29 protein-coding genes and 1 tRNA gene are annotated in these 26,447 nt (G+C 68.7%); 14 read left to right on the top strand and 16 right to left on the bottom strand.

What is annotated here, in order from left to right:
• Positions 1–28: 28 nt before the first annotated feature.
• The 8 genes from G6N19_RS21520 to G6N19_RS04160 all read right to left on the bottom strand — a co-directional run bounded on the left by G6N19_RS21520 (position 29) and on the right by G6N19_RS04160 (position 6,142).
• Positions 29–850 carry a PE family protein gene (locus G6N19_RS21520; protein ID WP_013827938.1) on the bottom strand — a complete coding sequence of 274 codons (822 nt, stop codon included), beginning with the start codon at positions 848–850 and terminating at the stop codon, positions 29–31.
• 192 nt (positions 851–1,042) lie between these two features.
• On the bottom strand, positions 1,043–2,143 hold the full coding sequence (locus G6N19_RS04190; RefSeq protein ID WP_013827939.1) for a PPE family protein: 1,101 nt from the start codon (positions 2,141–2,143) through the stop codon (positions 1,043–1,045).
• 28 nt (positions 2,144–2,171) lie between these two features.
• Positions 2,172–2,471, bottom strand: coding sequence for a PE family protein (locus G6N19_RS04185; protein ID WP_193465822.1), 300 nt, complete (start codon positions 2,469–2,471; stop codon positions 2,172–2,174).
• Positions 2,472–2,669: 198 nt separating this feature from the next.
• A complete protein-coding gene (locus G6N19_RS04180) occupies positions 2,670–2,954 on the bottom strand; it encodes a WXG100 family type VII secretion target (protein ID WP_013827941.1) in 285 nt (94 codons plus the stop codon).
• Between the two features lie 14 nt (positions 2,955–2,968).
• The gene (locus G6N19_RS04175) at positions 2,969–3,265 is read right to left on the bottom strand and encodes a WXG100 family type VII secretion target (RefSeq protein WP_013827942.1); all 297 of its coding nucleotides are present in this window, start codon (positions 3,263–3,265) and stop codon (positions 2,969–2,971) included.
• A gap of 45 nt (positions 3,266–3,310) precedes the next feature.
• Positions 3,311–4,582, bottom strand: a complete 1,272-nt coding sequence (locus G6N19_RS04170; RefSeq protein ID WP_193466295.1) for a PPE family protein — start codon at positions 4,580–4,582, stop codon at positions 3,311–3,313.
• 6 nt (positions 4,583–4,588) lie between these two features.
• Positions 4,589–5,833, bottom strand: coding sequence for a PPE family protein (locus tag G6N19_RS04165; protein WP_193465821.1), 1,245 nt, complete (start codon positions 5,831–5,833; stop codon positions 4,589–4,591).
• 9 nt (positions 5,834–5,842) lie between these two features.
• Positions 5,843–6,142: a PE family protein gene (locus G6N19_RS04160; protein ID WP_013827945.1), complete on the bottom strand. Its 300-nt coding sequence runs from the start codon at positions 6,140–6,142 to the stop codon at positions 5,843–5,845.
• Between the two features lie 494 nt (positions 6,143–6,636).
• Here G6N19_RS04160 and G6N19_RS04155 point away from each other — a divergent pair, with 494 nt between their 5' ends.
• From G6N19_RS04155 to G6N19_RS04145, 3 genes are all read left to right on the top strand, one after another.
• Complete coding sequence (locus G6N19_RS04155; protein ID WP_013827946.1) at positions 6,637–6,942, top strand: DUF732 domain-containing protein; 306 nt, start codon at positions 6,637–6,639, stop codon at positions 6,940–6,942.
• A gap of 89 nt (positions 6,943–7,031) precedes the next feature.
• Positions 7,032–7,502, top strand: a complete 471-nt coding sequence (locus G6N19_RS04150; protein WP_193465820.1) for a hypothetical protein — start codon at positions 7,032–7,034, stop codon at positions 7,500–7,502.
• A 255-nt stretch (positions 7,503–7,757) separates the two neighbouring features.
• A tRNA-Leu gene (locus tag G6N19_RS04145) sits at positions 7,758–7,831 on the top strand.
• 8 nt (positions 7,832–7,839) lie between these two features.
• On the opposite strand, the gene arsM is transcribed toward G6N19_RS04145, so the two are convergent.
• Positions 7,840–8,619: an arsenite methyltransferase gene (gene arsM / locus G6N19_RS04140; RefSeq protein WP_083040376.1), complete on the bottom strand. Its 780-nt coding sequence runs from the start codon at positions 8,617–8,619 to the stop codon at positions 7,840–7,842.
• 88 nt (positions 8,620–8,707) lie between these two features.
• Between arsM and G6N19_RS04135 the strand changes: the two genes are divergently transcribed.
• The 5 genes from G6N19_RS04135 (at position 8,708) to G6N19_RS04115 (ending at position 14,158) form a co-directional block, all read left to right on the top strand.
• Positions 8,708–9,079 carry an ArsR/SmtB family transcription factor gene (locus tag G6N19_RS04135; protein ID WP_193465819.1) on the top strand — a complete coding sequence of 124 codons (372 nt, stop codon included), beginning with the start codon at positions 8,708–8,710 and terminating at the stop codon, positions 9,077–9,079.
• 375 nt (positions 9,080–9,454) lie between these two features.
• The gene (locus G6N19_RS04130; protein WP_232062518.1) at positions 9,455–10,525 is read left to right on the top strand and encodes a YncE family protein; all 1,071 of its coding nucleotides are present in this window, start codon (positions 9,455–9,457) and stop codon (positions 10,523–10,525) included.
• A 42-nt stretch (positions 10,526–10,567) separates the two neighbouring features.
• Positions 10,568–12,208 carry a long-chain fatty acid--CoA ligase gene (locus G6N19_RS04125; protein WP_193465818.1) on the top strand — a complete coding sequence of 547 codons (1,641 nt, stop codon included), beginning with the start codon at positions 10,568–10,570 and terminating at the stop codon, positions 12,206–12,208.
• Positions 12,208–13,266 (top strand): NAD(P)H-dependent amine dehydrogenase family protein, encoded by a 1,059-nt coding sequence (locus G6N19_RS04120; protein ID WP_041317295.1) that lies wholly within the window; start codon positions 12,208–12,210, stop codon positions 13,264–13,266. Before G6N19_RS04125 ends, G6N19_RS04120 begins: the two co-directional genes overlap by 1 nt.
• 37 nt (positions 13,267–13,303) lie before the next feature.
• Positions 13,304–14,158: a patatin-like phospholipase family protein gene (locus G6N19_RS04115; RefSeq protein WP_193466294.1), complete on the top strand. Its 855-nt coding sequence runs from the start codon at positions 13,304–13,306 to the stop codon at positions 14,156–14,158.
• Between the two features lie 11 nt (positions 14,159–14,169).
• Here the strand turns inward: G6N19_RS04115 and G6N19_RS04110 are convergent, their stop codons facing one another.
• Positions 14,170–15,117: a patatin-like phospholipase family protein gene (locus tag G6N19_RS04110; protein ID WP_013827954.1), complete on the bottom strand. Its 948-nt coding sequence runs from the start codon at positions 15,115–15,117 to the stop codon at positions 14,170–14,172.
• A 292-nt stretch (positions 15,118–15,409) separates the two neighbouring features.
• Between G6N19_RS04110 and G6N19_RS04105 the strand changes: the two genes are divergently transcribed.
• Together G6N19_RS04105 and G6N19_RS04100 are read left to right on the top strand one after the other, a co-directional pair.
• Positions 15,410–15,940 carry a cysteine dioxygenase gene (locus tag G6N19_RS04105; protein WP_193465817.1) on the top strand — a complete coding sequence of 177 codons (531 nt, stop codon included), beginning with the start codon at positions 15,410–15,412 and terminating at the stop codon, positions 15,938–15,940.
• A gap of 32 nt (positions 15,941–15,972) precedes the next feature.
• The gene (locus G6N19_RS04100) at positions 15,973–16,338 is read left to right on the top strand and encodes a rhodanese-like domain-containing protein (protein WP_193466293.1); all 366 of its coding nucleotides are present in this window, start codon (positions 15,973–15,975) and stop codon (positions 16,336–16,338) included.
• A gap of 16 nt (positions 16,339–16,354) precedes the next feature.
• On the opposite strand, the gene G6N19_RS04095 is transcribed toward G6N19_RS04100, so the two are convergent.
• From G6N19_RS04095 to G6N19_RS04080, 4 genes are read right to left on the bottom strand one after another with little or no spacing between them, the layout of a single operon-like run.
• Entirely contained in the window at positions 16,355–16,678 is a 324-nt protein-coding gene (locus G6N19_RS04095; protein WP_041317299.1) for a hypothetical protein, read from the bottom strand.
• An 8-nt stretch (positions 16,679–16,686) separates the two neighbouring features.
• A complete protein-coding gene (locus G6N19_RS04090) occupies positions 16,687–18,378 on the bottom strand; it encodes an alpha/beta hydrolase (RefSeq protein WP_193465816.1) in 1,692 nt (563 codons plus the stop codon).
• A gap of 9 nt (positions 18,379–18,387) precedes the next feature.
• Positions 18,388–19,161, bottom strand: a complete 774-nt coding sequence (locus tag G6N19_RS04085; protein ID WP_013827958.1) for an enoyl-CoA hydratase — start codon at positions 19,159–19,161, stop codon at positions 18,388–18,390.
• Positions 19,162–19,173: 12 nt separating this feature from the next.
• The gene (locus G6N19_RS04080; RefSeq protein WP_013827959.1) at positions 19,174–20,211 is read right to left on the bottom strand and encodes an enoyl-CoA hydratase/isomerase family protein; all 1,038 of its coding nucleotides are present in this window, start codon (positions 20,209–20,211) and stop codon (positions 19,174–19,176) included.
• 167 nt (positions 20,212–20,378) lie between these two features.
• Here G6N19_RS04080 and G6N19_RS04075 point away from each other — a divergent pair, with 167 nt between their 5' ends.
• Positions 20,379–21,242, top strand: coding sequence for a Bax inhibitor-1/YccA family protein (locus tag G6N19_RS04075; RefSeq protein WP_193465815.1), 864 nt, complete (start codon positions 20,379–20,381; stop codon positions 21,240–21,242).
• A gap of 82 nt (positions 21,243–21,324) precedes the next feature.
• On the top strand, positions 21,325–21,597 hold the full coding sequence (locus G6N19_RS04070) for a hypothetical protein (RefSeq protein WP_193465814.1): 273 nt from the start codon (positions 21,325–21,327) through the stop codon (positions 21,595–21,597).
• Between the two features lie 50 nt (positions 21,598–21,647).
• On the opposite strand, the gene G6N19_RS04065 is transcribed toward G6N19_RS04070, so the two are convergent.
• Positions 21,648–22,865 carry an acetyl-CoA C-acetyltransferase gene (locus tag G6N19_RS04065; RefSeq protein ID WP_193465813.1) on the bottom strand — a complete coding sequence of 406 codons (1,218 nt, stop codon included), beginning with the start codon at positions 22,863–22,865 and terminating at the stop codon, positions 21,648–21,650.
• Positions 22,866–22,899: 34 nt separating this feature from the next.
• Positions 22,900–23,766 (bottom strand): SGNH/GDSL hydrolase family protein, encoded by an 867-nt coding sequence (locus G6N19_RS04060; RefSeq protein WP_013827963.1) that lies wholly within the window; start codon positions 23,764–23,766, stop codon positions 22,900–22,902.
• Between the two features lie 182 nt (positions 23,767–23,948).
• Here G6N19_RS04060 and G6N19_RS04055 point away from each other — a divergent pair, with 182 nt between their 5' ends.
• Positions 23,949–24,995 carry an alpha/beta hydrolase gene (locus G6N19_RS04055; RefSeq protein WP_197912081.1) on the top strand — a complete coding sequence of 349 codons (1,047 nt, stop codon included), beginning with the start codon at positions 23,949–23,951 and terminating at the stop codon, positions 24,993–24,995.
• A 46-nt stretch (positions 24,996–25,041) separates the two neighbouring features.
• Positions 25,042–26,436, top strand: a complete 1,395-nt coding sequence (locus tag G6N19_RS04050) for a cystathionine beta-synthase (RefSeq protein WP_083040349.1) — start codon at positions 25,042–25,044, stop codon at positions 26,434–26,436.
• The last annotated feature ends 11 nt before the right edge of the window (positions 26,437–26,447 follow it).

The raw sequence follows: 26,447 nt of genomic DNA, 5'->3' as shown, positions 1-26,447 counted from the left end.
CCGTTCGCTGGTAACCGCGTGTCTGCCGTCAGCCCACCGGCGGGCGGGGCATCACCTTCGGCTTGATGCCGTAGCGCAGCCGGCCGCGACTGCCCTGCTCGCTCGAGGATGCCGGCAGCCCGGCGGGCACAGCCGCTGTCGAAGCGCGGGGCGCGGCGGCCGCGGTGCTGGTGCCCGAGAGCGTCGCCGGTGTGGCGCTCGCCGGGGCCGGTTCGCCGGCCCAGGCCGGCGGCAGCGGGGCGCCCGTGGTCCGCGCCGCAGGCTGGCCCGCGCCCGCCGAGGCCGCTGTTGCCGCGGTGGCCGGCGCCGGCTGGCCGGTGAGACCCGCCGAGGGCATCCCGGAATCCGAGGGCGCGACGTGGTGGACCACCCCCGACGGGGAGGTGATGTAACCCTTGCCCAACCCGGTGAACTCCGAGGCGGCCGAGCCGATGGTGCCGGCCTGCATGGCGGCCAGGATGGCGCTGTTGCTGGCCACTGCGGTCAGCCCGTATGCCGGGTCGGCGGCCGATCCGCCGGTGAGCCCGCCCAGCAGGCCACCAGCCGCCGAGGCGTCGGCGGCTGCGGAATTGGCGGTCTCGGTGCTGCCGTAGGAGTCGGCGCTGGTGCGCAAGGTGTTGACGAACATCTCCTGGATCGCCGCGGCCTGTGCGCTGATCTGCTGGTACAGCTGCCCGTAGGCGGCGAACTGGGTCGCCTGCAGGACCGAGACCTCGTCGGCGCCGGCCGGGGCGATGCCGGTGGTGGGTGCGGCCGCGGCGGTGTTCTGCGCCGTCATCGCCGAGCCGATCGCTTGCAGGTTGCTGGCGGTCGCCGCCATCGCCTCGGGATGGGTGGTCACGAAGGACATGACTTCTCCTGATCGAAAACGGGCGGCCTTCGGCCGAGTGCAGGGTCCACTGTTTCCGGCCGGACGCCCGATCACCGAAGGCGTTTACGGGTTCTTAACGCCCTTGCCAGGATTCTTGACGGTTTATTCGCACAGGTACTTGGGCGATGAGTTCCTGCAGGCGGTCAATCCGTCAGGGATTTCCTCTCCTGCTCAGCCGGCCGCCACCGGATGCATCGTGACGGTGGGCCGAAACCCGTAGTTCGGCGCTGCGGTCGCCGAGGTGGCGCGCGCACCGAGCGAGCCGATCGGCATCCCGGCCGGCATGGCGCCCAGCCCGCGCTCGGTAGCGGTGGTCAAGGGTGCACCCGATAGCGGCGGGGCGGTGTTGCCGGCGGGCGAGGTTGCGGCCCACGCCGGCGGCACCGACAGCATGCCGACCGAAGCGGCCCGGCCCACACCCGCGGACACCCCGGCGCCGATCCCACCCAAGCCGGCCGGGCCGCCTATGCCCGGGGCGCCGGCCAATACCGGCCCCGGCAAGCCCGGGAACCCGGCCAGTGCCGGTGTGGGACCGCCGCCGACGTTGCCCGCGATGCCAAGAAGGTTCGACAGCACCCCGACCAGGTTCGAGCCCCCGGAGCTCGCCATCGATCCCAGGTTGGCCGGGTCCAGCAGGTTGCCCGAAATCCCGGTCACCGATGTCGGCTGCAGTGGCGACGCCAGGTTCTGCAGCGTCGACGGCAGTGTGGAGATCAATTGGGTGAGCGCGGCCTGGCCGGCCGGGTTGGTGGTCGGACTCGGGTCGGTGAACGGGGTCACCTGCGCCGCGGCGGCCGAGGACCCCGCGTAGCCGTACATGGCGGTGGCGTCCTGGGCCCACATCTCGGCGTAATGCGCCTCGGTGGCCGCGATCGCCGGGGTGTTCTGTCCCAGGAAGTTGGTCGCCACCAGGGCCATCAGCAGGCTGCGGTTGGCCACGATCACCGGCGGCGGAACCGTCATGGCGAAGGCGGTCTCGTAAGCGGCTGCGGCCGCGGTGGCTTGGGTGGCGGCCTGCTCGGCCTGTGCGGCGGTGGTGTTGAGCCACGCCACGTACGGCGCGGCCGCGGCGGCCATCGATGCCGACGCCGATCCCCGCCAGAGTTCACCCGCCATCCGGGTGACTACGGCCTGGTAGGCGGTGGCGGTGGTGCCCAGTTCGCCGGCCAGACCATGCCAGGCCGCGGCGGCGGCCATCATCGGCGCCGCACCCGGTCCGGCGTACATCCAGCCGGAGTTGACTTCCGGTGGCAACGCACCGAATTCGATCATTTCTTGGTTCCGTTTGACGTCGCTGGAGCTACCGGGCCGCGATCGCGTTGGCGGCCTCTGTCGCCTCGTACGATCCGGCGCTGGTCATCAGCGTGGTGACGAACATCTGGTGGATGGCATTCGCCTGGGCACTGACCGACTGGTACAGATCGGCGTGCGCAACGAACTGGGCGGCGGTCAGCGCCGACACCGGGTCCGCCGCCGCGGGGACCACCCCGGTGGTCGCTGCGGCGGCAGCCGCATTCTGGGCGGCCATCGCTGCGCCGATACCGGTCAATTCGCCGGCCGCGGCCGTCAGCTCTTCAGGCTGAGCGCTCACGAACGACATCGCTGTCTCCTAACCGAACCGGCCGACACGGTGCCGGCCACGAGATCCACCGTGCCGCAACGGTGCTCGGTTAGCCGTGACCCTTACGCGCTCTTAACGGCGCCGGATCGAACCTTGATGAGTCCTTGATGTCCTCCGAATACAAAACAACCGGCGCAGCCCCCTCCGCTGCGCCGGTTTGCTTTGTTGCGGCTTCGGTCAGGCCCAGCTGGAGCCCACCGAGGCGTCGGTGTTGGCCATGTTGTTGCCGGCGGTCTGCACCTTCTGACCGTGGGCGTTGGCCTGCTCGTAGATCACCGCGAAATTGCGGCCCAACTGCGCCACGAACTCCTGGCAGGCCACCGAACCGGCGCCACCCCAGAAATCCCCGGCCGCCAACACGTCATGCACGATCGCCTGGTGCTCGGCCTCCAACGAGGCAGCCTGAGCACGGATCAACGCACCGTGGGCATTCACATCACCGAACTGGTAGTTGATGCTCATCTGTGGTTCTCCTTCTAGCTCGACAGGATCTGCTGGGAAGCAGCTTCCTGCTGCTCGTAGTGGTTGGCGTCACGGATCAACCCATCGCGCACCCCGTGCAGCATGTTCACGATGTTGCGAAACGCCGTCTGCATCTGACCCATGGTGTCCATCGAGGTCCGCTCGGCTAGACCACCCCACCCCGCACCGGAGATGTTGGTCGACGACGCCCACATCCGGCGGGCCTCATCCTCCACCGTCTGCGCGTGAACGTCGAAACGCCCCGCCATCGCCCGCATCGCATCCGGGTCGGTCATAAAACGTGTTGCCACTTGTCTCTCCTTATCTGAACTTGATTGTCGTAGCGTGAATTTGCGTCATCCGGCGACGACCGGCCGGGCCATCACCGTCGGCTTGAAACCGTAGCGGGGGGTACCGAGACCGAAGCCGCCCCGGTCGGCGCCCAGCGGCATCCCGCCGGGCATGGCCGCCATCGATTCGATCTCCTCCGGGGCGGCCGACCAACTGCTGGCCTGCAACGCGTCGCCGGTGGCGGCGGTGCCCGCCGGGGCGGCCGCGGCCCACGCCGGCGGCGCGGACAACTCGCCGACCAGTGTCGCCTGGCCCACGCCCGCCGATATCGCCGGCGTGGTGGCACTCGCGGTGAACGCACCGGCTGCCGCCGACGCCGCGCCCGCGGTGCCACCGCCCAGTGCGCCCAGGCTGCTCAGTGGCCCGCCGGGTGCCAGCAGGGCACCGATGCCGGCGCCGGCCGAACCACCACCCAGGGCGTTGAAACCGCTGCCGGAGAAGAAGGTGGTCATGGTCGGGATCAAACTCGCCGGTGTGAACGCCGCCGATGTCCCCACGAAGCTCATCCCGCCGTTGAGGGGGTAGGTCAGCAGCGAGACGACACCGTTGATGGACGCATTCCTGAAGAAGGCCTCGACGAGCCCGGCAAGCGTGGGTGGTGGCAGGTCGGTCGGCGCCGGCGAGGTTAGCGTCTGTAGCGCATTGGGCAGCGACGAGATCAGCTGTGCCGTCTGCGCGTTCTGCGCGGTGTTGCCGGCGGCGGTCGCGTTGGCCTGGCCGACCGCCGCGGCCTGGTTAGCCGTTCCGTCGGGGTTGGTGGTCTGGTTGGGCTCGCTGAACGGTGTCACCTGAGTCGCCGTCGCCGAGGACGCCGCGTAGCTGTACATGACGTTGGCGGCCTGTGCCCACATCTCGAGATACTGGGCGTCGCTGGCCATGATCGCGGCCGAGTTCTGGCCGACGACGTTGGTTGCCACCAGTTGCTTCTGTTGGGCGCGATTGGCCGCGATCACGGCTGGGGGAGGAGTGGCCCCATGAGCCGCCTCGAACGCGGCCGCTGCAGCTGTGGCCCGAGAGGCGGTGTCCTCCGCCTTCGCCAACGTGTCGGTCAGCCACGCCAGATAGGGCTTGGTGGCGGCAGTCATCGACACCGATGCCGGTCCCATCCACGCTTCATCGACGAGCTGAGTCAGCGTGGTCTCATAGGAGGTCAACGCCGAGGAGATCTCCGCGGCAAGCCCGCGCCAGGCGGAGGCGACGGCCATCATCGGCGTCGAGCCGGGGCCGGCGTAGAGCCGCGCGGAGTTGACCTCCGGTGGCAGCGTTGCGTAGTCGATCATGGGTCAGACCACCATCGGCTTCGGCATGAATTTGGGCCGGAAACCGTAACGCGGAGTGCCGTAGTTCATTCCGGGCCGCCCGGCCCCGGTCGGAACCGGCGGGGGCATGGAGGCCATGTTGTTGTGGGTCTCCGCGGGCACCGCCCAGCCGGCGGGCTGCGAGGCAAGGGATGCGGCACCGGCCGGAGTGGCCGCCGCCCAGCTCGCCGGCGCCGAGAACGAGGACCCGACCAGGGACGCCTGCCCCACGCTGGCGGCGACGCTCGGGGGCACCGAGCTCACCCCGAAGGCGCTGCTGACCCCTCCGCCGAGCGCCCCGAGGGCACCGAGTGCTCCGCCGGGACTCAGCGCCGCTCCCAGGCCCAGGCCGCTTCCGAGTGCACTGCCGCCTGCGGTGCTCAATCCGCCGCCGGTCATGTAACCGATGAGGCTGGGCAGCAGGCTGGACGGGATGAAGGCCGCACCGGTGCCCATGGTGTTGAACAAGCTGTACAGCGGGGTGCCCAGGAAGTATCCGACACCGTTCAACGGATCGTTGTACAGGAACTCGATGGCGGACTCGATCCAATCGGTCGACGCCGCGGCCCCGGTGGGCGGCGACGCCATGCTCTGCAGTGTGTTCGGCAACGATGAAATCAGCTGTGACACTTGAGCATTGTGTCCCGCTGCGGTTCCGGCGGCATGGGCGACCGCGGCGGCCTGGCTGCCGTGGCCGGCCGCGTTGGTGGCCTGGGCGGGCGCGCTGAACGGCGTGACCTGCGACGCGGCGGCCGACCCGCCGGCGTAGCCGTACATCGCAGCGGCGTCCTGGGCCCACATCTCGGCGTAGAGCGCATCGAGGGCCGCGATCGCCGGCGTGTTGATGCCCAGGATGTTGGTCGCGACCAGCGCGGACTGCTGCACCCGGTTGGTCGTCACCACCGCCGGGGGCACCGTGGCCGCCCGGGCCGTCTCGAAGGCCGTCGCCGCTGCCGTGGCCTGGCTGGCGGCCTGCTCGGCCAGCGCGGCGGTGGTGTCCATCCAGGCGATGTAGGGCGTGGCCGCCGCGGACATCGAGGCCGAACCCGCACCGAGCCAATCCTCGCTGGACAGTTGCGTGATCACCGTCTCGTAGGAGTGGGCGGCGGCGGCCAGCTCGGCGGCCAGGGCGCGCCAGGCCGAGGCGGCCGACATCATCGGTGCTGACCCCGGGCCGGTGTACATGCGCCCGGAGTTGACCTCGGGGGGCAGCGCTCCGTAATCGAGCATCGGCGCGGCCTAGCCCGCCGCGATCGCGTTGGCGGCTTCGGTGGCCGCGTACGACTCGGCACTGCCGTTCAACGTCGCCACGAACATCTCGTGGATGGCGGCGGCCTGCGCGGCGACCGACTGGTAAAGGGTGGCGTGCGTGGCGAACTGCGCGGCTGTCAGCGCCGACACCTCGTCGGCGGCCGCGGGGACGACACCGGTGGTCGGTGCGGACGCGGCGGCGTTCTGGGCGTTGAGCGCCGAACCGATCGCCTGCAGGTTGCCGGCGGCAGCCGCCAAGGCCTCCGGCTGCGTAGTCACGAAAGACATCTGGCCATCTCCTCACGAAACGGATGCTTGTCGGTTCTTGCGACCACGGTCTCGTATCACCGGCCGATTGTGAAAGCTGGTTAACCGCTTCTTAACCCGTTGCGCGAACTTTTTACGAGGGTGCGCAGCCTGCCGGCGGCGGGACGGCGGCGGTCATCTGACGGGCGCTCGCCGGCGCAGGCGGGCAGCACCGAACCAAAAGCAGTGCAAGAACGGCATTCGGTGACCTCCACCGGGTTTCGGCGCCATCGTGAGATGACCCCGGCCACGACGAGCCCGCAATGTGTCGGCGGCGGGCGTTCTGGAGGCAGCCATGGATCATTAAATCGGTTGCTGCGCAATGGGTTACCGCCGACACCGCTGATGTTGACGAAGCGCCCACCGTGGGCCCGCCGTCGGCGTGAGGCCCCGGTAACGCGGATTTAACATCCCGATCCGGGGGAGTAAACGGTCCGTAACACGCTTTTAACCAACGCTCAGGAGACTAACGAGCCATGAAACGGTTTCTGCTGCTAGCAGGGGTTACCGCCATGATGGGCCTTGCCGCGCCCGGCCACGCCGACCCGGTCGGCAGCGACGCGGCCTTTCTGACCGCGCTGTCGGGAGCAGGCCTGAGCCACCGGGGCTCCGACCAGGTGGCGATCTCCGCCGGTCACTCGGTGTGCCAGCTGATGGACGCCGGCCTGAGCCCGATGGACACCGTTGTCGCGGTGCAGACCACCAATCCGGGCTTCACCTTGCAGCGCGCCGCCGAGTTCGCCCGGATCGCCGCGGTGAACTACTGCCCCGAGCACGCCTGAGACCCGTCCGCTTAAGTCCTGTTGTACGTGGCTGTTCTGCCGGCGCGACATCGGCATTGTCCGTCGACTTTAAAAGTACTTTAGATGTCATGGACGTGTCGTTCTCCGATCTGCAGTTGCGTGGTAAGGCCACCGTTGAGGCCTGGCTGCACGAGTCGGCGAACCGGTATCTGGTGGTCCGCCGTCGAGACGCCGAAGATCTGGTGCTGACTACCGCCTCGCGGGCGGCACAGGCGCGCGAAACGTCCTCGGTGACCTCGCGGTTGCTGGTCGCGTTGATGCAGCAGGATCCGGTTCGGGATGTTGTGGACGATGTCATTCCCCAGGTGTTTCCGTGGGTTTCGTTCCTGTCGCGCGACGAGGCCCGTGAGTTTGTCATCGAGCTGACGTCGACGATGAAGGCTGCTGAATCCATTGACAACCCGGCCCCGGTGGCCCAGCTGATCGATGCCTGGCGGCACACCGCCGAGGTGTTGGCGGACCCGGAGCTCGTGTCGGTCCTGGCGGCGCCCAGTGACGGCGACTTCGGCTCCGTCCCGCTGCCCGGGACCGACCGTTAGGTGGCGCCAAAGCGCGGAGATCTGGTCGCGCCGCCTGCCGGCGCTGCGGAGTGGGAGCTACGGTTTGCCACCAGCGAAGCGGCCATAGGTTGGGAGGCGCTGAGCCGGCATGCCGCGGCCAACACCGCGGCACGCCGGAACCGGGCATCCGAAGGCCACGGAGTGAGGTCAGCGGCCGTCGCGCCGACGCGTACCTGGGAGTCGGGCCGCCTGCCATGCCGTTGACGGCGCCGCCAGTACGCTTTGAGCTGCGACGCCCCCATAGCCCAATTGGCAGAGGCAGCGGACTTAAAATCCGCCCAGTCTGGGTTCGAGTCCCAGTGGGGGCACACGTCGATCAGGCCGGCTTGTCCGCCCGGATGATCGCGGCGTGCATCCCGTCGGCCACTTCGTGAGTGAAGCTCACCGAGGCGCCGGTGAATCCCGCGGCGGCCAGACCATCGAGGTACTCCTGCTGCGACAGCGCCCCGGCGATGCAGCCGACATGCGAACCCCGTTCCGCCCGTTCGGTCGGGCTGAGGTGATTCTCGGCCACCACGTCGGAGATCCCGATGCGCCCGCCCGGCACCAGCACCCGGAACATCTCGGCGAGCACCCGGGGCTTGTCGACGGACAGGTTGATCACGCAGTTGGAGATCACCACGTCGACGGCGGCGTCGGGCAGTGGAATGTCCTCGATGGTGCCCTTGCGGAATTCGACGTTGGCCAGGCCGGACTTGGCCTTGTTCGCCTCGGCCAAAGCGAGCATCTCGTCGGTCATGTCGACGCCGTAGGCGAAGCCCTCCGGCCCCACCCGGCGCGCCGAGAGCAGGACGTCGATGCCGCCGCCCGAACCCAGATCCAGCACGCGTTCGCCGGCACGGAGATCGGCGACCGCGGTCGGGTCGCCGCAACCCAGGCTTGCGGTGACGGCTTCGATGGGCAGTTGGGAATGTGCACCGGCGTCGTAGAGGCCGGCCCCGAAGATGGTGCCGACATCGACGGAATCACTGGACCCGCAACAACTTGCGGCGGTGAGCACATCGCTGTTGGTGGCGCCGCCGCCGATCGCCGTGGCAGCCTCGCCGTAGCGGGCTCGGACCTGCTCCCGCAACTCCGGGCCGTCATCCTCGGGCATAGCGCACTCCTCTCATCGACAGTTGTCTATGCGAAAAGCATCCACAATGAATAGATGTTTGTCAATGCGTTCATGGCATACTGGCGTCATGGCAGGCGAATCCGGCTCGGCCCCACCGCCGCTGGTCGACGATCTCGCGCTGTGTTGTGCGCCGATCACCGGCACCGTGCTGGATGTGGCTGCGGCGGAGCGACTGGCCGCTGTGCTCAAGGCGCTTGCGGAGCCCACCCGGTTGCGGCTGGTGTCGTTGATCGCCGGCCACGACGGCGCCGAGGCGTGCGTCTGCGACCTGACCGCGCCGGTGGGCCTGACCCAGCCGACGGTCTCGCATCACCTGAAGACGCTGGTGGATGCCGGACTGCTGGAACGATCGCAGCGGGGCAAGTGGGCTTACTACCGGATCGTGCCCGCCGCGCTGACGGCGTTGGCCGGCGTTTTCGCCCCGGGTGCGTCCACCTAGCCATCCCGTCGCCGTTCTGCCGCACATACCCCGCCGCCCGAGGTTTTGCAAGGGCCAGTGGTCAAAACGACCGAATTCATTCGGCGAGATTTCTTAGTTTCTTAATCAAAACTAATTGGGATGCAGATCACAAGTTGGCCGCGGTCGGCAACGGCACTGGTCAAAGCGGGTGACCGAGCTTGCTGGTGGTGCCCGCACCGCGCCGTGGCGGCCGCCGGGAACTGGGGTCTGTGGGATTAACCTGCGACCTCGATCACAATAGTTACGACATTTTCCTTTTACCTGGAATTCACCGCTAGGGTGGACCGAACGCCCCGTCCTGGCACCCCGGTCGTACTGACCGCGCCACTGCGGCAGCTACGCGGGGAGTGTGCAATGACGATACGAAGTGTGATCGATGGGAGCGATGTGGACGACGTGGTGGCTTACGGATTGACCGGCCCTGGAGCTCGCATCGTCGACCGCGTGCGGGTCGGTCGCGGCCCGATCGGCGGCGTCGCCGTCACCGCCGACGGCACCCGGCTGTTGGCCACCAACTACGGCGACGACACCGTCTCGATCATCGACACCGCCAGCTGCACCGTCGTGGCGACCGTGTTCCAGGCCGACGAGCCGTTCTCGATCGCTGTCGGCCCCGCCGGCACCGCGCGGGCCTACGTCACCGCCGGCTCCATGGCGCTCGATGCCGTCCTGGCGATCGATGTCGACACCGCCGAGGTCACGGGGTGCTACCCGGTCGCCATGGGCATCGGAGACCTCGTCGCCGACCCGATGGGCAGCCGGGTCTATGCCACCCGCACCGGGTCCGCCGGAGTCGAGGTGCTGGCGCTCGATGCGACCATGCGTCCCGCCGGGGCCGTCCGGGTGGCCGGCGATGCGGCGGCCGCGGCCGCCTGCCTGCGGATCAGCCCCGACGGCCGGCGGCTCTACGTGGCGGTCCGGCAGCCTACTGGAGACACCGTCACGGTCCTGGACCGGCAACTCAACGTCGTCGACGTCATCAAGGTCGCCTCGACCGTCGTCGATGTCGCGGTCAGCGCCGATGGCGCCCGGCTGTTCGTCGCAACCAGCGGTCCCGACGGCCGCGGGGCCGTGAACGTCGTCGACTCCCGTACCCACGCCGTCGGCGCCGGGTTCGTCGTCGACACCCAGCTCATCCAGCTGATCGTGAGCCGCGACGGCGACCGCGTCTACCTCGTCACCGCGGCCGGCATCCTGGTGATGTGCGCCCGCACCGACGAGGCCCTCGGCGCGCTGACCCTGACCACGGCGCCGTCCTGCGTGGCGGAGAGCCCGGACGGCAGCCGCCTGTACATCGCCGGCTTCGACGGTGCGGTGGCCGTCGCCTCGCTGGCCGACCTGCCGGCGCCGTCGGCGTCGCTGCACGAGCAGCTCGCGCTCGACGACGCCGTCAGCCGGATGCTGCAACTCGAACCCGCGCTGTAGCCCCAGCCCCACGGCCGGTGCCGCGCATGGTCGAATAGGTCGATGCGCAGCACTATGCAGGACTGGCCGTTGACCATCGGCGCCATCCTGCGGCACGCCACCGGCATCCACGGCGACCGCACCGTCACCACCATGACCGGCGACGGGTTCCACACCACCACCTACTGCGAGTTGGGCGGCCAGGTCGCCCGCCTGGCGAATGCCCTGCGGCGACTCGGCATCAACGGTGACGAGCGGGTCGCCACATTCATGTGGAACAACACCGAACACCTGGCCGCCTACCTGGCGGTGCCGGCCATGGGCGCGGTGCTGCACACCCTCAACATCCGGTTGTTCGCCGAGCAGATCGTATTCGTCGCCAACGAGGCCGAGGACCGGGTGATCCTGGTCGACATCTCATTGGTGCCGCAGTTGGCGCCGGTGCTGGCACAGCTCGACACCGTGCGCACCGTGATCGTCGTCGGCGACGGCGACACGAGCGCTTTGAAGGCACTGGGATCCGCCGGCAAGACCGTGCTGCGCTACGCCGACGTGCTGGCGGCCGAATCCGACGAGTTCGACTGGCCGGTCATCGACGAGAACTCGGCGGCCGCCATGTGCTACACCAGCGGCACCACCGGCAATCCCAAGGGCGTGGTGTACAGCCACCGGTCCAGCTACCTGCATACCATGGCGGCCTGCACCGCCAACGGTGTCGGGATCGGGACGGATGACTCGGTACTACCGATCGTGCCGATGTTTCACGCCAACGCCTGGGGCCTGCCGTATGCGGCGCTGATGGCCGGGGCGGATCTGGCGCTGCCCGACCGGCATCTGGACGCCCCGTCGCTGGTCGCCCTCATCGAGAAGCTGCGGCCCACCGTGGCCGGCGCGGTGCCGACGATCTGGAACGACGTCCTGCACTACCTGGATCGTGAACCGGGCCACGATATCTCGTCGCTGCGCCAAGTGGTCTGCGGTGGCTCCGCGGTGCCGGTCTCGCTGATGCGCGCCTTCGAGGACCAGCACGCGGTGCAGGTCCGTCAGCTGTGGGGGATGACCGAAACGTCACCGCTGGCCACGTTGGCGTGGCCGCCGCCGGGCACCGACGAAGACCGGCACTGGGCACTGCGCGGCACCCAGGGCCGGCCGATATGCGGGGTCGAGGCGCGGACTGTCGACGACGACGGGCGACCGCTGCCCAACGACGGCGTTGCGGTCGGCGAACTGGAGGTCCGCGGCCCGTGGATCACCGGCTCCTACTACCGCGGCCAGGACGAGTCGAAATTCGCCTCCGGCTGGCTGCGCACCGGCGACGTGGGCCGCATCGACGCGCAGGGTTTCATCACCTTGACCGACCGCGCCAAGGACGTGATCAAGTCCGGCGGAGAGTGGATCTCCTCGGTCGAGCTGGAGAACGAGCTGATCGCCCACCCCGACGTGATCGAAGCCGCGGTGGTCGGGGTCCCCGACGAACGCTGGCAGGAACGGCCGCTGGCCGTGGTGGTGGCCCGGGCGGGCGCCGCTGTCAGCCCCGCCGAACTGCGAAAATTCCTGTCCGACAAGGTTGCCCGGTGGTGGCTGCCGGAGCGATGGACATTCACCGACACCATTCCGCGCACCAGTGTCGGCAAGTATGACAAAAAGACCATCCGGGCCCGCTACTCCAACAATGAATATCAGGTAAGCGAGGTGCGTGACTGATGACTCTGCGCGTGATCCAGTGGGCAACCGGTGGGGTCGGCGTCGCCGCGATCAAAGGCGTGCTCGAACACCCCGATCTCGAACTGGTCGGCTGTTGGGTGCACTCGAAGTCCAAGAGCGGCAAGGACGTCGGGGAGATCATCGGGACCGCGCCGCTGGGCGTGACCACGACCAGCGACATCGACGAGGTGCTGGCGTTGGATGCCGACGCCGTCATCTACGCGCCGCTGGTGGCCAATACCGACGAGGTCGCCGCACTACTGCGTTCGGGCAAGAACGTCGTCACCCCGGTGGGTTGGGTCTATCCCAGCGCGCGGTCGGCTGCGCCGTTGGAAGCGGCTGCGCAGGCCGGCAATGCTTCGCTGCACGGTGTCGGTATCGCTCCCGGTGCTGCCAGCGAGCTGTTCCCGCTGCTGCTGTCGGTGATGTCCACCGGGGTGACTTTTGTTCGGTGCGAAGAGTTTTCCGATCTGCGGACCTACGGCGCCCCGGACGTGCTGCGCCACGTGATGGGATTCGGCGGCACACCCGACAGTGCGCTGACGGGTCCGATGCAGAAAATACTCGACAGTGGCTTCGTGCAGTCGGTGCGACTGTGCGTGGACCGGCTGGGATTCGCCGCCGACGACCGGATCCGCTCAACGCAGGAGGTGGCGGTGGCCACCGCGCCGATCGACTCTCCGATCGGTGTCATCGAACCCGGTCAGGTCGCCGCCCGCCGGTTCCACTGGGAGGCAACCGTCGGTGACGAGGTGGTGGTACGGGTGACGGTCAACTGGCTGATGGGCGAGGAGAACCTCGATCCGCCCTGGAATTTCGGCCCGGCGAAGGAGCGCTACGAGATGGAGGTGCAGGGCAACCCGAACACGTTCGTCACCGTCAAGGGCTGGCAGCCCGAGACCGTCGAGGAGGGGCTGAAGAGCAACCCCGGCGTCGTGGCGACCGCCGCGCACTGCGTCAACGCCGTCCCGGCGACCTGCGCGGCCCCGGCCGGCGTCGTCGGGTTCTTCGATCTGCCGCTCATCACCGGCCGGGCCGCACCCGGCCTGGCTCGTTGAACGAGCCGGCCACCCTGTTGGAGCGCTGACCGCGGTGATGACAGGTAAACGGGCCCTAGTGCTCGCCGGCGGGGGAGTGGCGGGCATTGCCTGGGAGACCGGCGTGCTGTGCGGCATCGCTGACGAGTCGCCGGCCACCGCGGCAGCGCTGCTGAAATCCGATGTGCTGGTCGGAACCTCGGCCGGTTCGGCGGTCAGCGGCCAGATCGGCAGCGGAGCCGGTCTCGATGAGCTGTTCGCCCGCCAGGTGGCCGAGACCTCGCCCGAACTCGATCCCGGGGTGGGGGTCGAGGGGATCGCCGAGCTGTTCCTGGCGGCCATGACCGAGCCGAACACCACGGCCGCCCAGAAGATGCAGCGCATCGGCGCGGTAGCGCTGGCCACCGAGACGGTCCCCGCCGCGGTGCGCCGGCGGGTCATCGAGCGCCGGCTGCCGTCCCATCGCTGGCCGCAGCGCTGCCTGCGGATCACCGCGATCGACATCGACACCGGCGAGCTGACGGTGTTCGACTCCGACTCGGGAGTCGACCTCGTCGACGCGGTGGCGGCCAGTTGCGCGGTGCCGGGAGTCTGGCCACCGGTGGTGATCGGCGGACGGCGCTACATGGACGGCGGGATGCGCAGCTCGGTCAATCTCGACGTCGCCGACGACTGCGATGTGGCCGTCGTGCTGGTGCCTGCCGGGGAATCGGCGCCATCGCCGTTCAGTGCCGGTGCGGCCGCCGAGGTCGCGGCATTCGACGGGCGGGCGTACGCGGTGTTCGCCGACGGTACGGCGCTGCGGGCCTTCGGCTCCAACCCGCTGGACCCGGCGTGCCGGGTGCCGTCGGCGCGGGCGGGACGCGAGCAAGGCCGTCGGTACGCCGCCGCCATCGCCGAGTTCCTTAGTTGAAGGGGTCGAATTCAGACCGGTCGATCGGACTCCAGGGCCTGACCCGCCAGCTTGCGTCCGATATCGATTATCTCTGTGGCGCAATGGAAGTCCAGGCTCCGACAGGCCGTGCGGGGCACCTCGATCAAAAGATCCGGTGGATGCGTGGCCAGGTGGTGTCGGGTCAGCGCCGCCTGGGCGATGTCGATGGTGCGGTTCATCACCTCGAAGCTGCCGAGCTTGGGAACCTCCGGTTGGGGCTCGGTTTCGCCGTCGGGTTCGGTGTCGTCGTTGCCGAACCGGCCGAACAACGCCCGAGCCGCGCTGCGGTCCATCAGTGCAGAGGTGCTCTGCAGCATGCGCGTCAGCCACGCCGGCGTCGAACCATGGCTCGCCTCCTCGTCGGTGTCCTCGCAGTCCTCGGGGGCGAGAACGTCGGCGGCGTCGGCTCCGCTCAGGTTGACCGCGACGGTCAGATCGGCGTTGACGGCGGCGATCGGCCCCATCGGCACCGGATCGAGGATCCCCCCGTCGGCCAGCAGCCGCCCTTCGACGACGTGCGGGGAGATCACCCCGGGGATGGCGATGGACGCCCGGATCGCCTCGTGCAGCGGCCCCCGCTGCAGCCACACCGATCGTCCCGAGATGAGATCCGTCGTCACCGCGGTATAGGGGATGGGCAGCTCCTCGATGTTGACGTCGCCCACGATTTCGTGGACCACATCGAGGATCTTCCCGGCACGCAGCACCCCGGCCGCGGTGAAGGTCGGATCCAGCAACCGCAGCACCGCACCCTGCGTCAGCGACTGGGCCCAGTCGGCGAACTCATGTAGCCGCCCGGCCGCCTGCAGACCGCCGACCAGCGCGCCCATCGACGAGCCGGATATGCCCACGATCTCGTAGCCGCGTGCCGTCAGTTCGTCGATGACCCCGATGTGGGCGTAGCCGCGGGCGCCGCCGCTGCCGAGCGTCAGTGCCACCCGCCTGGAAGCAGAAGATGTCACGGTCTCCATTGTGAACGAACGGGCCACCGCGGGGTTTCTCGCATGGCTGATTAAAACCGGTGCCACCCGCTGATCAGGGGCATCAACGCTGGTCAGAGCCGTGACCGTTAGCGGGGCAGCTGCCGGCGGCGCGGAGTTGATGCTGCCTGGTTAGGTAGTGTCAGTCCCGTGATGGAGCACGTCGGATTCCAGGGTTGTTGTTGCCGCAGCTGAGTGCTGCCGCCGACCCCTGTCTTGAATCCACCCCATCCGTTCTGGAGTTTTCACCATGGTTATCGCTGACCCTGTCGCGTTGCGGCGTTCGGCCCCCCGGCCCCGCTCGCTGCGGCTGCCCGACCTGCTGCAGACCACCGACCTGGCCGCCGACGCGGTGCTGGACGGCCGCTACGAGCACCTGCTGCCCACATCCGGCCTTCCGACCGACAGCCGCTGGTTCACCCGGATCCACGGCGACGAGCGACTCGACATCTGGCTGATCAGCTGGGTGCCCGGGCACGCCACCGAGTTACACGACCACGGCGATTCGCTGGGCGCGTTGACCGTGCTGTCCGGCTCACTGGACGAATTCCATTGGGACGGCACGCAGTTGGCGCGGCGGCGGCTCGACGCCGGCGATCAGGCCTCGTTCTCGCGAGGCTGGGTCCACGACGTGGTCTGGGCGCCGTCAGTTGCCGGGCCGACGCTGAGCGTGCACGCCTACTCACCACCGCTGGTGGAGATGTCCTACTACGACGTCGCGCCCGACAACACGCTGCGCCGGCAGCGCACCGAACTCACCGAACATCCGGAGGCATCGTGACCGCGACCCAGCTGACCAGTCGGATCGACGGGATGCTCGCCGCAGCGCGGGCGCGACTGCACCGGATGACCGCCGAGGAGGTGCCCGCCGCGCTGCGCGACGGCGCGATCCTGGTCGACATCCGGCCGGCAGCTCAGCGCGCGCGGGAAGGGCAGGTGCCCGCCGCACTGGTCATCGAACGCAATGTGCTGGAGTGGCGCTGCGACCCCACCAGCGACGCCCGACTGCCGCAGGCGGTCGACGACGACGTGCAGTGGGTGATCCTGTGCTCGGAGGGTTACACCTCGAGCCTGGCCGCCGCCGCGCTGGTGGATCTGGGCCTGCATCGCGCCACCGATGTCATCGGCGGCTACCACGCCCTGGCCACCGCCGGGGTGCTGGTTTCGCCGAGCGACTAGCCCGCGTCGGAACGCCTCAGTGGTGGTGTGAGTGATGGTGCCCCGGGGCGTGCGGGACGTGTGGAACGTGCGGCTCCGTCGGCACGTGCGGTGCCGACGGGACGTCCGGTAGCGACGGAAGGTGCGGTGCTCGCGGTTCCGAGTCGGCCGGTGCCGCGGGTTCGGCCGCCCCACCCACGTCGGCTGGGACACCGGGGTCCAGCGGCGGATCCAAGTTGTCCGGGTCGTCGACCGGGCCGGGTGCGGAAGCGACCGCAGGGGGCGCCGGGGCCACCACAGCGGCCGCGGGCATGACGATCAGTGCGGCCAGCGCCAGCCGGAGCGCTATTGCGGCGATCACGGTGCTCCCTAACTACTTTCGTCGGAATGCAGACGCTGCCGCAGTCGGTCGGTCTTCTCCGGTGTCCAGCCCGGTGGCTGCAGCACGGCCGCCCAGCCGTCGGCGACATCCTGAGTGTAGTGGTGTCCATGCCCGGACGGCACGTTGATCGCAACCGCCAAGTCGGCGGAGACCTGCAGGAACGTGACCACCGGTAGCCAACGCACTTCCGGCAGTACGTCGTAGCCGCGAGGTTCGCTGAGCCAGGCCGGTTTCTTGAACAGCAGGCGGGGATTCCACCACGCGATCGGATCGGAGGCGTGCTGCAAATAGGTCACCCGCGGCTTCTCCCAGGGGGCGTCCGGGCGTTGCAGATCGTCGGGACGCGCCACGAACCGCACGTGGCGGCCGTCCCGGTAGATCGGCAGCCATTCCGGCGAACCCGGATCGCGGCCGGCGGTCAGATCGGTCCAGATGGTGTTCTGGAACGTCGGCCCGGAGAACAGTGCTCCGTCGGTGCGGGCCAGCACATTGTTGAGATTCATGAACGGCGCCTCGCCGCCGAATGACCCCAGACTTTCGCCGAATACCACCAGCTTGGGGCGCCGCGCCTCCGGCAACTCCCGCACCAGCCTGTCGACGGCTTCGAAGAGCATGGTGCCGGCCTGGCGAGCGTTCTCCTTGTCCACCAGGAAGGACAGCCAGCTCGGCAGAAATGAGTACTGCATGCTCACGACCGCGGTGTTGCCGTTGTACATGTACTCCAGCGACGTGGGATCCGGCGAGGTGACCCAGCCGGTGCCGGTGCTGGTCCCCACGGCGACGACTGCGCGGTCCAGGCCGCCGGCCCGCTGCAGTTCCCGCGCGGCGAGGTCCGCGGTCGCGGCGATCCCGTCCGCGGAATTCAGTCCCGCGTAGACGCGGATCGGTTCTTTCGCCGGTTTTCCGTTGAACGCGGTGAGGTCGTCGACGGTGGGGCCGTCGTCGACGAAAACCCGGCCCTCCCGGCCCAACGACTCCCATGAGGCGAGTGATCCCGGACCGCCCGAGCGGTACGGGCTCTCCGGTGCGGCGGTGTCCGGGCCCATCTCATCGTTGACCGCGGCGAAGGTGTGGTTCAGCGTGCGCATCGCAACCTTCACCACCACCCCATTGAGCAGCGCGATGACCAGCACCATCAGCATCGTCACCGCGGTGACCGCGGAAATCCGCGGCGGTGCCACTCGATTGAGTTGCCGCACCAGGAACCGGATCAGCCGCCGGGTCAGCTGGCCGAGCTCGACCAGTGCGAACAACACCATCACCGACAGCAGTGCGGCCCACGGGTAGGCCAGCCAGCCCAGATGCGGGACACCCATCAGATCCCGCACCCGGTCCTGCCAGACGTGGAACCAGAAGTTCATGCCGATGATGCCGGCGAAGGCCACCGGCACCAGCACCGCCCAGGCCCAACGCGGGGCCGACGGGCTGGAGTCCCTGGAGCGCATGAAGCGCACCAGCCACACCGCGAACACACCCAGGCCGTAGCCGACGGCGCCCGAGGCGCCGCTGACCAGGCCCTGGAACAGCGGGCCGCGGGGCAGCAGCGACGGCGTCAGCGAGAGCCAGACGAACACCACGCCGAACGCCGTGCCGGTGAAGGTGTAGCGCCGGAGCCACCAGGGCTTGGCAGGCCGTTCCGGCGACACGGGCTCGGCGACGGTGACGGCCGTGTCGGACATGCGGGTCCCCTAGCGGTGGGTGAAGTTCGGCGGGCGCTTCTCGGTGAACGCCGCCATGCCCTCGGTCTGGTCCTCGGTGGCGAACGCGGAGTGGAACAGCCGGCGCTCGTAGAGCAGCCCCTCGGCCAGGGTGGATTCGAACGCGCGGTTGACCGCTTCCTTGGCCATCCGGGCCGCCGACAGGCTCATTCCGGCGATGGTGGCCGCGACCTTTGCGGCTTCGGTCAACAGGTCGTCGGCCGGCACCACGCGGGAGACCAGGCCGCTGCGTTCGGCTTCGGCGGCATCGATGGTGCGGCCGGTCAGGATCAGATCCATGGCCTTGGCCTTGCCGATGGCCCGGGTCAGTCGTTGGGATCCGCCCATGCCCGGCAGCACGCCGAGTTTGATCTCCGGCTGGCCGAATTTCGCGGTGTCGGCGGCGATCAGCAGGTCACACATCATCGCCAGTTCGCAGCCGCCGCCGAGGGCGTGGCCGGCGACCGCCGCGATCGTCGGGGTGCGCACCGCGGCCAGCTTGGACCAGGCGGCGAAGAAGTCCGCCGCGAACACCTCGGCGAAGCTCAGGTCGGCCATCTCCTTGATGTCGGCGCCGGCGGCGAATGCCTTGGCGCTTCCGGTGATGATGATCGCGCCGATGCCCGGGTCGGCGTCGAATTCCGCCGCGGCGGTGGTGACTTCGTTCATCACCTGGCTGTTGAGTGCGTTGAGCGCCTGCGGCCGGTTCAAGGTGATGGTGCCGACGCGTCCGTCGCGGTCGACGAGGATCGTTTCGTAACTCATTCGAAGGACTCCTTAAAACACTAGATCGGGTTCGGCGGGGGCGAAATACGATTCGACGTCTGCGGAGCTCACCTCGGCCAGTGTCGCAGGCGACCACTGCGGGTTGCGGTCTTTGTCGACCAACTGGGCGCGAATCCCCTCCACCAGGTCATGGGAGTGCAGCGATGCGCTCGACACCCGGAACTCTTGGATCAGAACGTCTTCCAGCGTGGCCAGCTCACCCGCCCGGCGCACCGATTCCAGTGTCACCGAGCAGGCGATCGGTGAGCGGGTGCCGATGAGTTCGGCGGCGGCATTGGCGTCCGCGCTGACATGACCGGCCAGCGCGGTCACGATCTGCGCGACGGTGTCGTGGGCGTAGCACTCGTCGATCCAGTCACGGTGTGCGGCAAGCGCACTCGCGGGTGGCTCGACGGCATGGCGTTGCAGTGCCTCGGTGACACCCTCGGCAAGGATGGTCGCCGTGAAGTCGCCCAGTGCGGCGTGCGGCACATAGTGGTCGGCGAAACCCAGCGCGATGGCGTCCGCGCCGGAGAACGGCGCGCCGGTCAGTGCCGCGTGCAGGCCGAGGTGGCCCGGCGCGCGGGAGAGCAGGTAGGTGCCGCCGACATCGGGAATGAACCCGATACCCACCTCCGGCATCGCCATCTTCGTCGTGTCGGTGACTACGCGGGTGTTGGCGTGCGCGCCGACTCCCACACCACCGCCCATCACGATGCCGTCCATCAGCGACACGTACGGCTTGCCGTATCCGCCGATCTGAGCATTGAGGAGATATTCGTCGTGCCAGAAGCGCCGCGCCTCGGCGCCGTCGGCTTTGGCGCTGTGATAGATCGCGACCACGTCGCCGCCGGCGCACAGTCCGCGCTCGCCGGCACCGGACAGCACCACCGCGGCCACCGCCGGGTCGTCGGCCCAGGTAGAAAGCGCCGCGGTCATCGCGGTCACCATCGGCAGGTTGAGGGAGTTGATCGCCTGCGGGCGGTTCAGCGTCAGCAGACCGATCCCGTTCTCGACGCGGGCCAGTACCTCGTCAGATTCACTCGTCACGCCTTCGCAATGTAGATCCCTTCCCGCGCTCGGCGGTCCGCGGGTAAGGTTTGGCGGAGGAACGGCCCGCAGTCTGTTGGGAACCCCGGCGGGTCGTGGATCGTTGATCAAGTTGTTCACACATTTCGTGTCGGAGCACAAGACAGCATTAGGAGAGGATCGGGAAGGTGCGGGAGACCAGCAACCCGGTATTTCGTTCGTTGCCCAAACAGGGCGGCTACGCGCAGTTCGGCACCGGTGTAGGGCAAGCCACCGCCGGCGCAACCCAGCAGATGAGCCAGGGTTACCCCGGTCTGCAGAGCCCACAGACCGACTACCAGCGGGAGGTCAGCCGCCCGCTCACCATCGACGACGTCGTCACCAAGACCGGCATGACGCTGGGGGTGCTCAGCATCGCCGCCATCGCGTCGTTCTTCCTGGTCTCGGCCAATCAGGCGCTGGCGGCCCCGCTGACCTTCATCGGCGCGTTCGGTGGCCTGGCGCTGGTCATGGTGGCCATGTTCACCCGCCGGCAGGACAGCAAGGCGCTGGTGCTCAGCTACGCGGTGCTGGAGGGGCTGTTCCTCGGCGCCATCTCGTTCGTGCTGACCGCGGTCACGGTCGGAACCAGTAACGCCGGTTCGATGATCGGCCAGGCGGTGATGGGCACCTTCGGGGTGTTCGGCGGCATGCTCGTGGTCTACAAGACCGGCGCCATCCGCGTCACCCCGAAGTTCACCCGGATGATCGTCGGCGCCCTGTTCGGTGTGCTGGCTCTGATGATCGGCAACCTGGTGCTGTCGCTGTTCGGTGTCGGCGGCGGTGACGGACTGGGTCTGCGCAGCGGCGGAACGCTGTCGATCATCTTCTCGCTGGTCTGCATCGGGATCGCCGCGTTCAGCTTCCTGATCGACTTCGACGCGGCGGACCAGCTGATCCGGGCCGGGGCGCCGGAGAAGGCCGCCTGGGGTATCGCTCTCGGTCTGACGGTGACGCTGGTCTGGCTGTACCTGGAGATCCTCCGTCTGCTCAGCTACTTCCAGAGCGAATAACCTTCAGCTTTTCCCGTTGACTCTGCGCTGAGGTCGCAAAAGTGCGAGAAGCACCCGCCCTCAGCGCAGAGTCATTTCTGCTGTGGATGACACCGCGATCATGCCGAACGTCTACTGCGGCAGATGCCGGTTCTCGGGCCGGACGGCTACCCCAAGTTGGGAAGACATCATGCTCACGGTCGAGTACGACGGCGACCAGCATCGCACCAGCTGGCCCCAGTTCGTGAAGGACGCCGAGCGTATCGAGTACATCCAGCAGGTCGGATGGACGCACGTCAAGGTGCTCGCCGAACATCGGGACCACAACGTGATTCGCCGCGTCCAGCGCGCCTGGGACGCGTTGATTCTGCGCTGAGGGCGGGCGCTACCCGCACTTTGCCGCCCTCAGCGCAGAGTCAACGGGGCTCAGCTCAGCCGCTCCACGACCATCGCCATACCCTGGCCGCCGCCGACACACATCGTCTCCACGCCGAAGGTCTTGTCGTGGGTGGCCAGGTTGTTCAGCAGGGTGGCGGTGATGCGGGCGCCGGTCATGCCGAACGGGTGGCCCAGGGCGATCGCCCCACCGGACACGTTGAGCTTGTCCTCGTCGATACCCAGCTCCCTCGCCGAGCCGAGCACCTGCACCGCGAAGGCCTCGTTGATCTCGAACAGGTCGATGTCCGAGACCGACATCTTCGCGTTCGTCAGCGCCTTCTTGACCGCCTCGATCGGGCCCAGGCCCATGATCTCCGGCGACAGGCCCGACACACCGGTGGCCACGATCCGGGCCAACGGCTTGAGGCCGAGCTGCTTGGCCTTGGTGTCGCTGGTGATGACCACGGCGGCCGCGCCGTCGTTGAGTGGGCAGGCGTTACCGGCGGTCACCGTGCCGTTGGGACGGAACACCGGCTTGAGCTGGCTGATCTTCTCGTAGGTGGTGCCGGCGCGCGGGCCATCATCGACACTGACGGTGCTTCCGTCCGGCAGCGTCACCGGGGAGATCTCCCGGGCGAAGAAGCCGCTCTTGATGGCTTCCTCGGCGCGGTTCTGGCTGCGCACCCCCCAGTGGTCCTGGTCCTCGCGGCTGATCCCGGTGTGCAGCACCACGTTCTCGGCGGTCTGGCCCATCGCGATGTAGATGTCGGGCAGGTTGCCGTCGGCGCGCGGGTCATGCCACTCCTCGGCACCGGCAGCAGCCGCCTCGGTTCGGGCCATGGCGTCGTTGAACAGCGGGTTCTTGCTGTCCGGGGCGCCGTCAGCGGCACCGATGCCGAACTGCGAGACGGTCTCCACCCCGGCGGAGATGAACGCGTCGCCCTCGCCGGCCTTGATCGCGTGGAACGCCATCCGGGTGGTCTGCAGTGACGACGAGCAGTAGCGGTTGACCGTGGTGCCCGGCAGGAAGTCGTAGCCGAGCAGCACCGACACCACGCGGGCGATGTTGTAGCCGGCGGCGCCGCCGGGCTGGCCGCAGCCCATCATCAGGTCGTCGATCTGGTGCGGGTTGAGCTCGGGCACCTTGTCCAGGGCGGCGCGCACCATCTGCGCGGCCAGGTCGTCGGGCCGCATGGTGACCAGCGAACCCTTACCGGCCCGGCCGATCGGTGAGCGAGCAGTTGAGACGATGACGGCTTCGGGCACGATGACTCCTTGCGATCGGGTATTCCAGCCGAATCTAGTCCGACGGCACCGTCGCACGTAAATCGGCCTGGGCCATCGCGGCGCACAGCGGCGGGATCAACTGGCTCGCCGCCAGCGCATAACCTGCGGCTGAGGGGTGGTACTGGTCCTGGGCGAACAGCAGCCCCGGAGTGTCGCGGAACGCCGGCGCGCTGAAGTCGGCGAACGGCACGGGAATACCACCGGCGGCCTTGACCGCCCGGGTCTGGGCCCGCGCCAGTTGCCGGGCGCGGACCTGTGCGACCAACCGCAGCGGCTGGGGGATCGCACTGACCGCCCCGAAATCCGGGCAGGTACCGACGACCACCACCGCGCCGCTGCGGTGCAGTCGCTTCACCGCCGCGTGCAGTCGCTGCGCGGAGCCGGCGATGCCGTTGAGCGCGGTGACGTCGTTCGCCCCGATCATGATCACCGCCGCGTCGGGCGGCGGCCCGGCGACGAACATCGCGTCGACCTGGCCGGCGAGCCCCTTGGAGGTGGCGCCCACAAGCGCCTTGGTGCTCAACCGAACCCGTTTGCCGGTCTGCTCGGCCAGTGCCCGGGCGATCAGCGCGCCGGGGACCTCCTCGGGTGAGCAGCAACCGTAGCCGGTCCCGGTCGAGTCGCCGAAGATCATCAGGTGCAGATCGACGCTCATGCCGCGCTGAAAGCGCTGCACGGCGACGTCGCCGGGAAGCTCGCCGGCAACGTAGATGCCGTCGGCGCGCGGCGGAACGTCGCAGGCTCTCGGAATGGTCTGGCGCGCGACGTCGGCCTGGCCGGCCAACAGATTGCGCAGCCCCAGGTAGAGGGTGCCGCTGGAGGCGAGCGCGCCGGCGGTGGCCAGCGTGACCGCCGACCGCCGTGCCACCCGGATCCCCATGGGAGCAAGTCTAAGGAGCGAAACCGCGCGGCGCCCCCGCGCAGCAAACAAAATAGATCACGATGCGGACCCGATGCCGTATCGGAACGAACCCTAAGATTTCTTCACATACTTCTTCGTGTGACGATACGTGGAACCGCGTTGGCTGTGCCGGCCGGGGCCGGCTGGAGGGAGTGTCCGCCATGACCGCACCCAGCAGAATTCCCAGCTCGTCGCAGGCTGCCGCCCGGCTATATCCCGTTTCGCGGCCCCGCCGACACGGCCGCCACGACGGGCTGCCCGTCGAGGTCGTCGAGGACTCACCCAGCGTCGAAGGCAGGCTGGCGTGGCTCGCCGCCAGGGCCACCATCAGACCGGTCCTGTCGGTCGGCAGCTACTTCCCGCGGATGCCGTGGCCGTTCGGCTTGGTCGACTTCGCCGCCAAGGCGATGCTGCCGCCGCCGGGCACCATCCGCGCCACCATCCGGTTGCCGCGGTGCAAAGCTCAACTGGTGCGGGCCGCCGGTGTCCTGCCCGCCGACGGCACCCGCCGGGTGGTGCTATACATGCACGGCGGTGCCTTTGTGACGTGCGGGGCCAACACCCACGGCCGGCTCGTCACCAAGCTGTCCAAGTACGCCGACAGTCCGATCCTGGTGGTGGAGTACCGGATGGTCCCGAAGCACTCCATCGGCGACGCCATCGACGACTGTTACGACGGTTACCGGTGGCTGCGCCGCCAGGGCTACCAACCGGAGCAGATCGTGCTCGCCGGCGACTCCGCCGGCGGCTACCTGTCGCTGGCGTTGGCCCAACGTCTGCTGGAGGAGGGCGAGGACCCCGCGGCGATCGTTGCGATGTCGCCGCTGCTGGAGATCGCCAAGGAAGCCAAGAAGGCGCACCCGAACATCCACACCGGGGCGATGTTCCCGCCCAAGGCGTTCGATGCGTTCGTCGAACTGGTCGAAGCGGCCGCCCACAAAGACCGCGTTCACGGCGGCGAAGTCCTCGAACCGCTGCGCCACGTGAAACCGGGCCTGCCGCGCACCCTGATCCACGTCTCCGGTTCCGAGGTGCTGCTGCACGACGCACGGCTGGGCGCCAAGGTGCTGGCCGCGGCGGGCGTCCCGGTGGAGCTACGGGTGTGGCCGGGCCAGATCCACGTCTTCCAGATCGCCGCGCCGTTCGTACCGGAGGCCACCCGCTCGCTGCGCCAGATCGGCGAATACATCCGGGAGGCCACCGGTTAGCCAGGCCGTGCCCCGGTGGTTGGCACCGCCTGAGACGATGGCAGGTATGCGGATAGCGCGCCACATCAGTGACCTCATCGGCAACACCCCACTGGTCGAGCTGAATTCGATCGTTCCCGACGGGGCGGGCCGGGTGGTGGCCAAGATCGAGTACCTCAACCCGGGTGCGAGCTCCAAGGATCGCATCGCGGTGAAGATGATCGACGCCGCCGAGGCCAGCGGCGCACTGCGGCCCGGCGGCACCATCGTCGAGCCCACCTCCGGCAATACCGGTGTCGGGCTGGCGCTGGTCGCCCAGCGCCGCGGTTACAAGTGCGTGTTCGTCTGCCCGGACAAGGTCAGCGAGGACAAGCAGAACGTGATGCGCGCCTACGGCGCCGAGGTGGTGGTCTGCCCGACGGCGGTACCGCCCGACGACCCGGCCAGCTACTACAGCGTGTCCAACCGGCTGGTCGAGGAGATCGACGGCGCCTGGAAACCCGACCAGTACTCCAACCAGGCCGGCCCGGAGAGCCACTACGAGACCACCGGTCCGGAGATCTGGAACGACACCGACGGTCAGGTCACCCACTTCGTCGCGGGGATCGGCACCGGCGGCACCATCACCGGCACCGGCCGCTACCTCAAGGAGGTGTCGGGGGGCCGGGTGCGGGTCATCGGCGCCGACCCCGAGGGCTCGGTGTACTCCGGCGGCACCGGCCGGCCGTACCTGGTGGAAGGAGTCGGGGAGGACTTCTGGCCGGCCGCCTACGACCCGAAGGTTCCCGACGAGATCATCGCGGTCTCCGACGCGGACTCCTTCGACATGACCCGCCGGCTGGCCCGTGAGGAAGCGCTGCTGGTCGGTGGATCCTGCGGCATGGCCGTGGTGGCCGCGGTGGAGGCGGCCGTCAAAGCCGGACCCGACGCGCTCGTCGTCGTCCTGCTGCCCGACGGCGGCCGCGGCTACATGTCGAAGATCTTCAACGACGCCTGGATGTCGTCCTACGGATTCCTGCGTTCGCGTCTCGACGGCTCCACGGTGGAGCCGACCGTGGCCGACGTACTGCGGGCCAAGTCCGGGGTTTTGCCCGACCTGGTGCACACCCACCCGGCGGAGACACTGCGCGACGCCATCGGGATCCTGCGGGAGTACGGCGTATCCCAGATGCCCGTCGTCGGCGCCGAGCCACCGGTGATGGCCGGTGAGGTCGCCGGCAGTGTGTCCGAACGCGACCTGCTCTCCGCGGTGTTCGAGGGCCGGGCCAAGCTCGCGGACGCGGTGTCGCAGCACATGGGGCCGCCGTTGCCGCTGATCGGCTCCGGCGAGGTGGTCGGCGTCGCCGCCACCACCCTGGCCGACGTCGACGCGGTGATGGTGGTCGAAGACGGCAAGCCGGTCGGCGTCATTACCCGCCACGATCTGTTGGGATTCCTCTCCGACGGGCCGCGCCGCAGGTAGCGATCCCGCGG

The organism is Mycobacterium novum (assembly GCF_010726505.1).
Classification (GTDB): Bacteria; Actinomycetota; Actinomycetes; order Mycobacteriales; family Mycobacteriaceae; genus Mycobacterium; species Mycobacterium algericum.
This window is presented reverse-complemented; position numbering and strand designations above follow the sequence as displayed.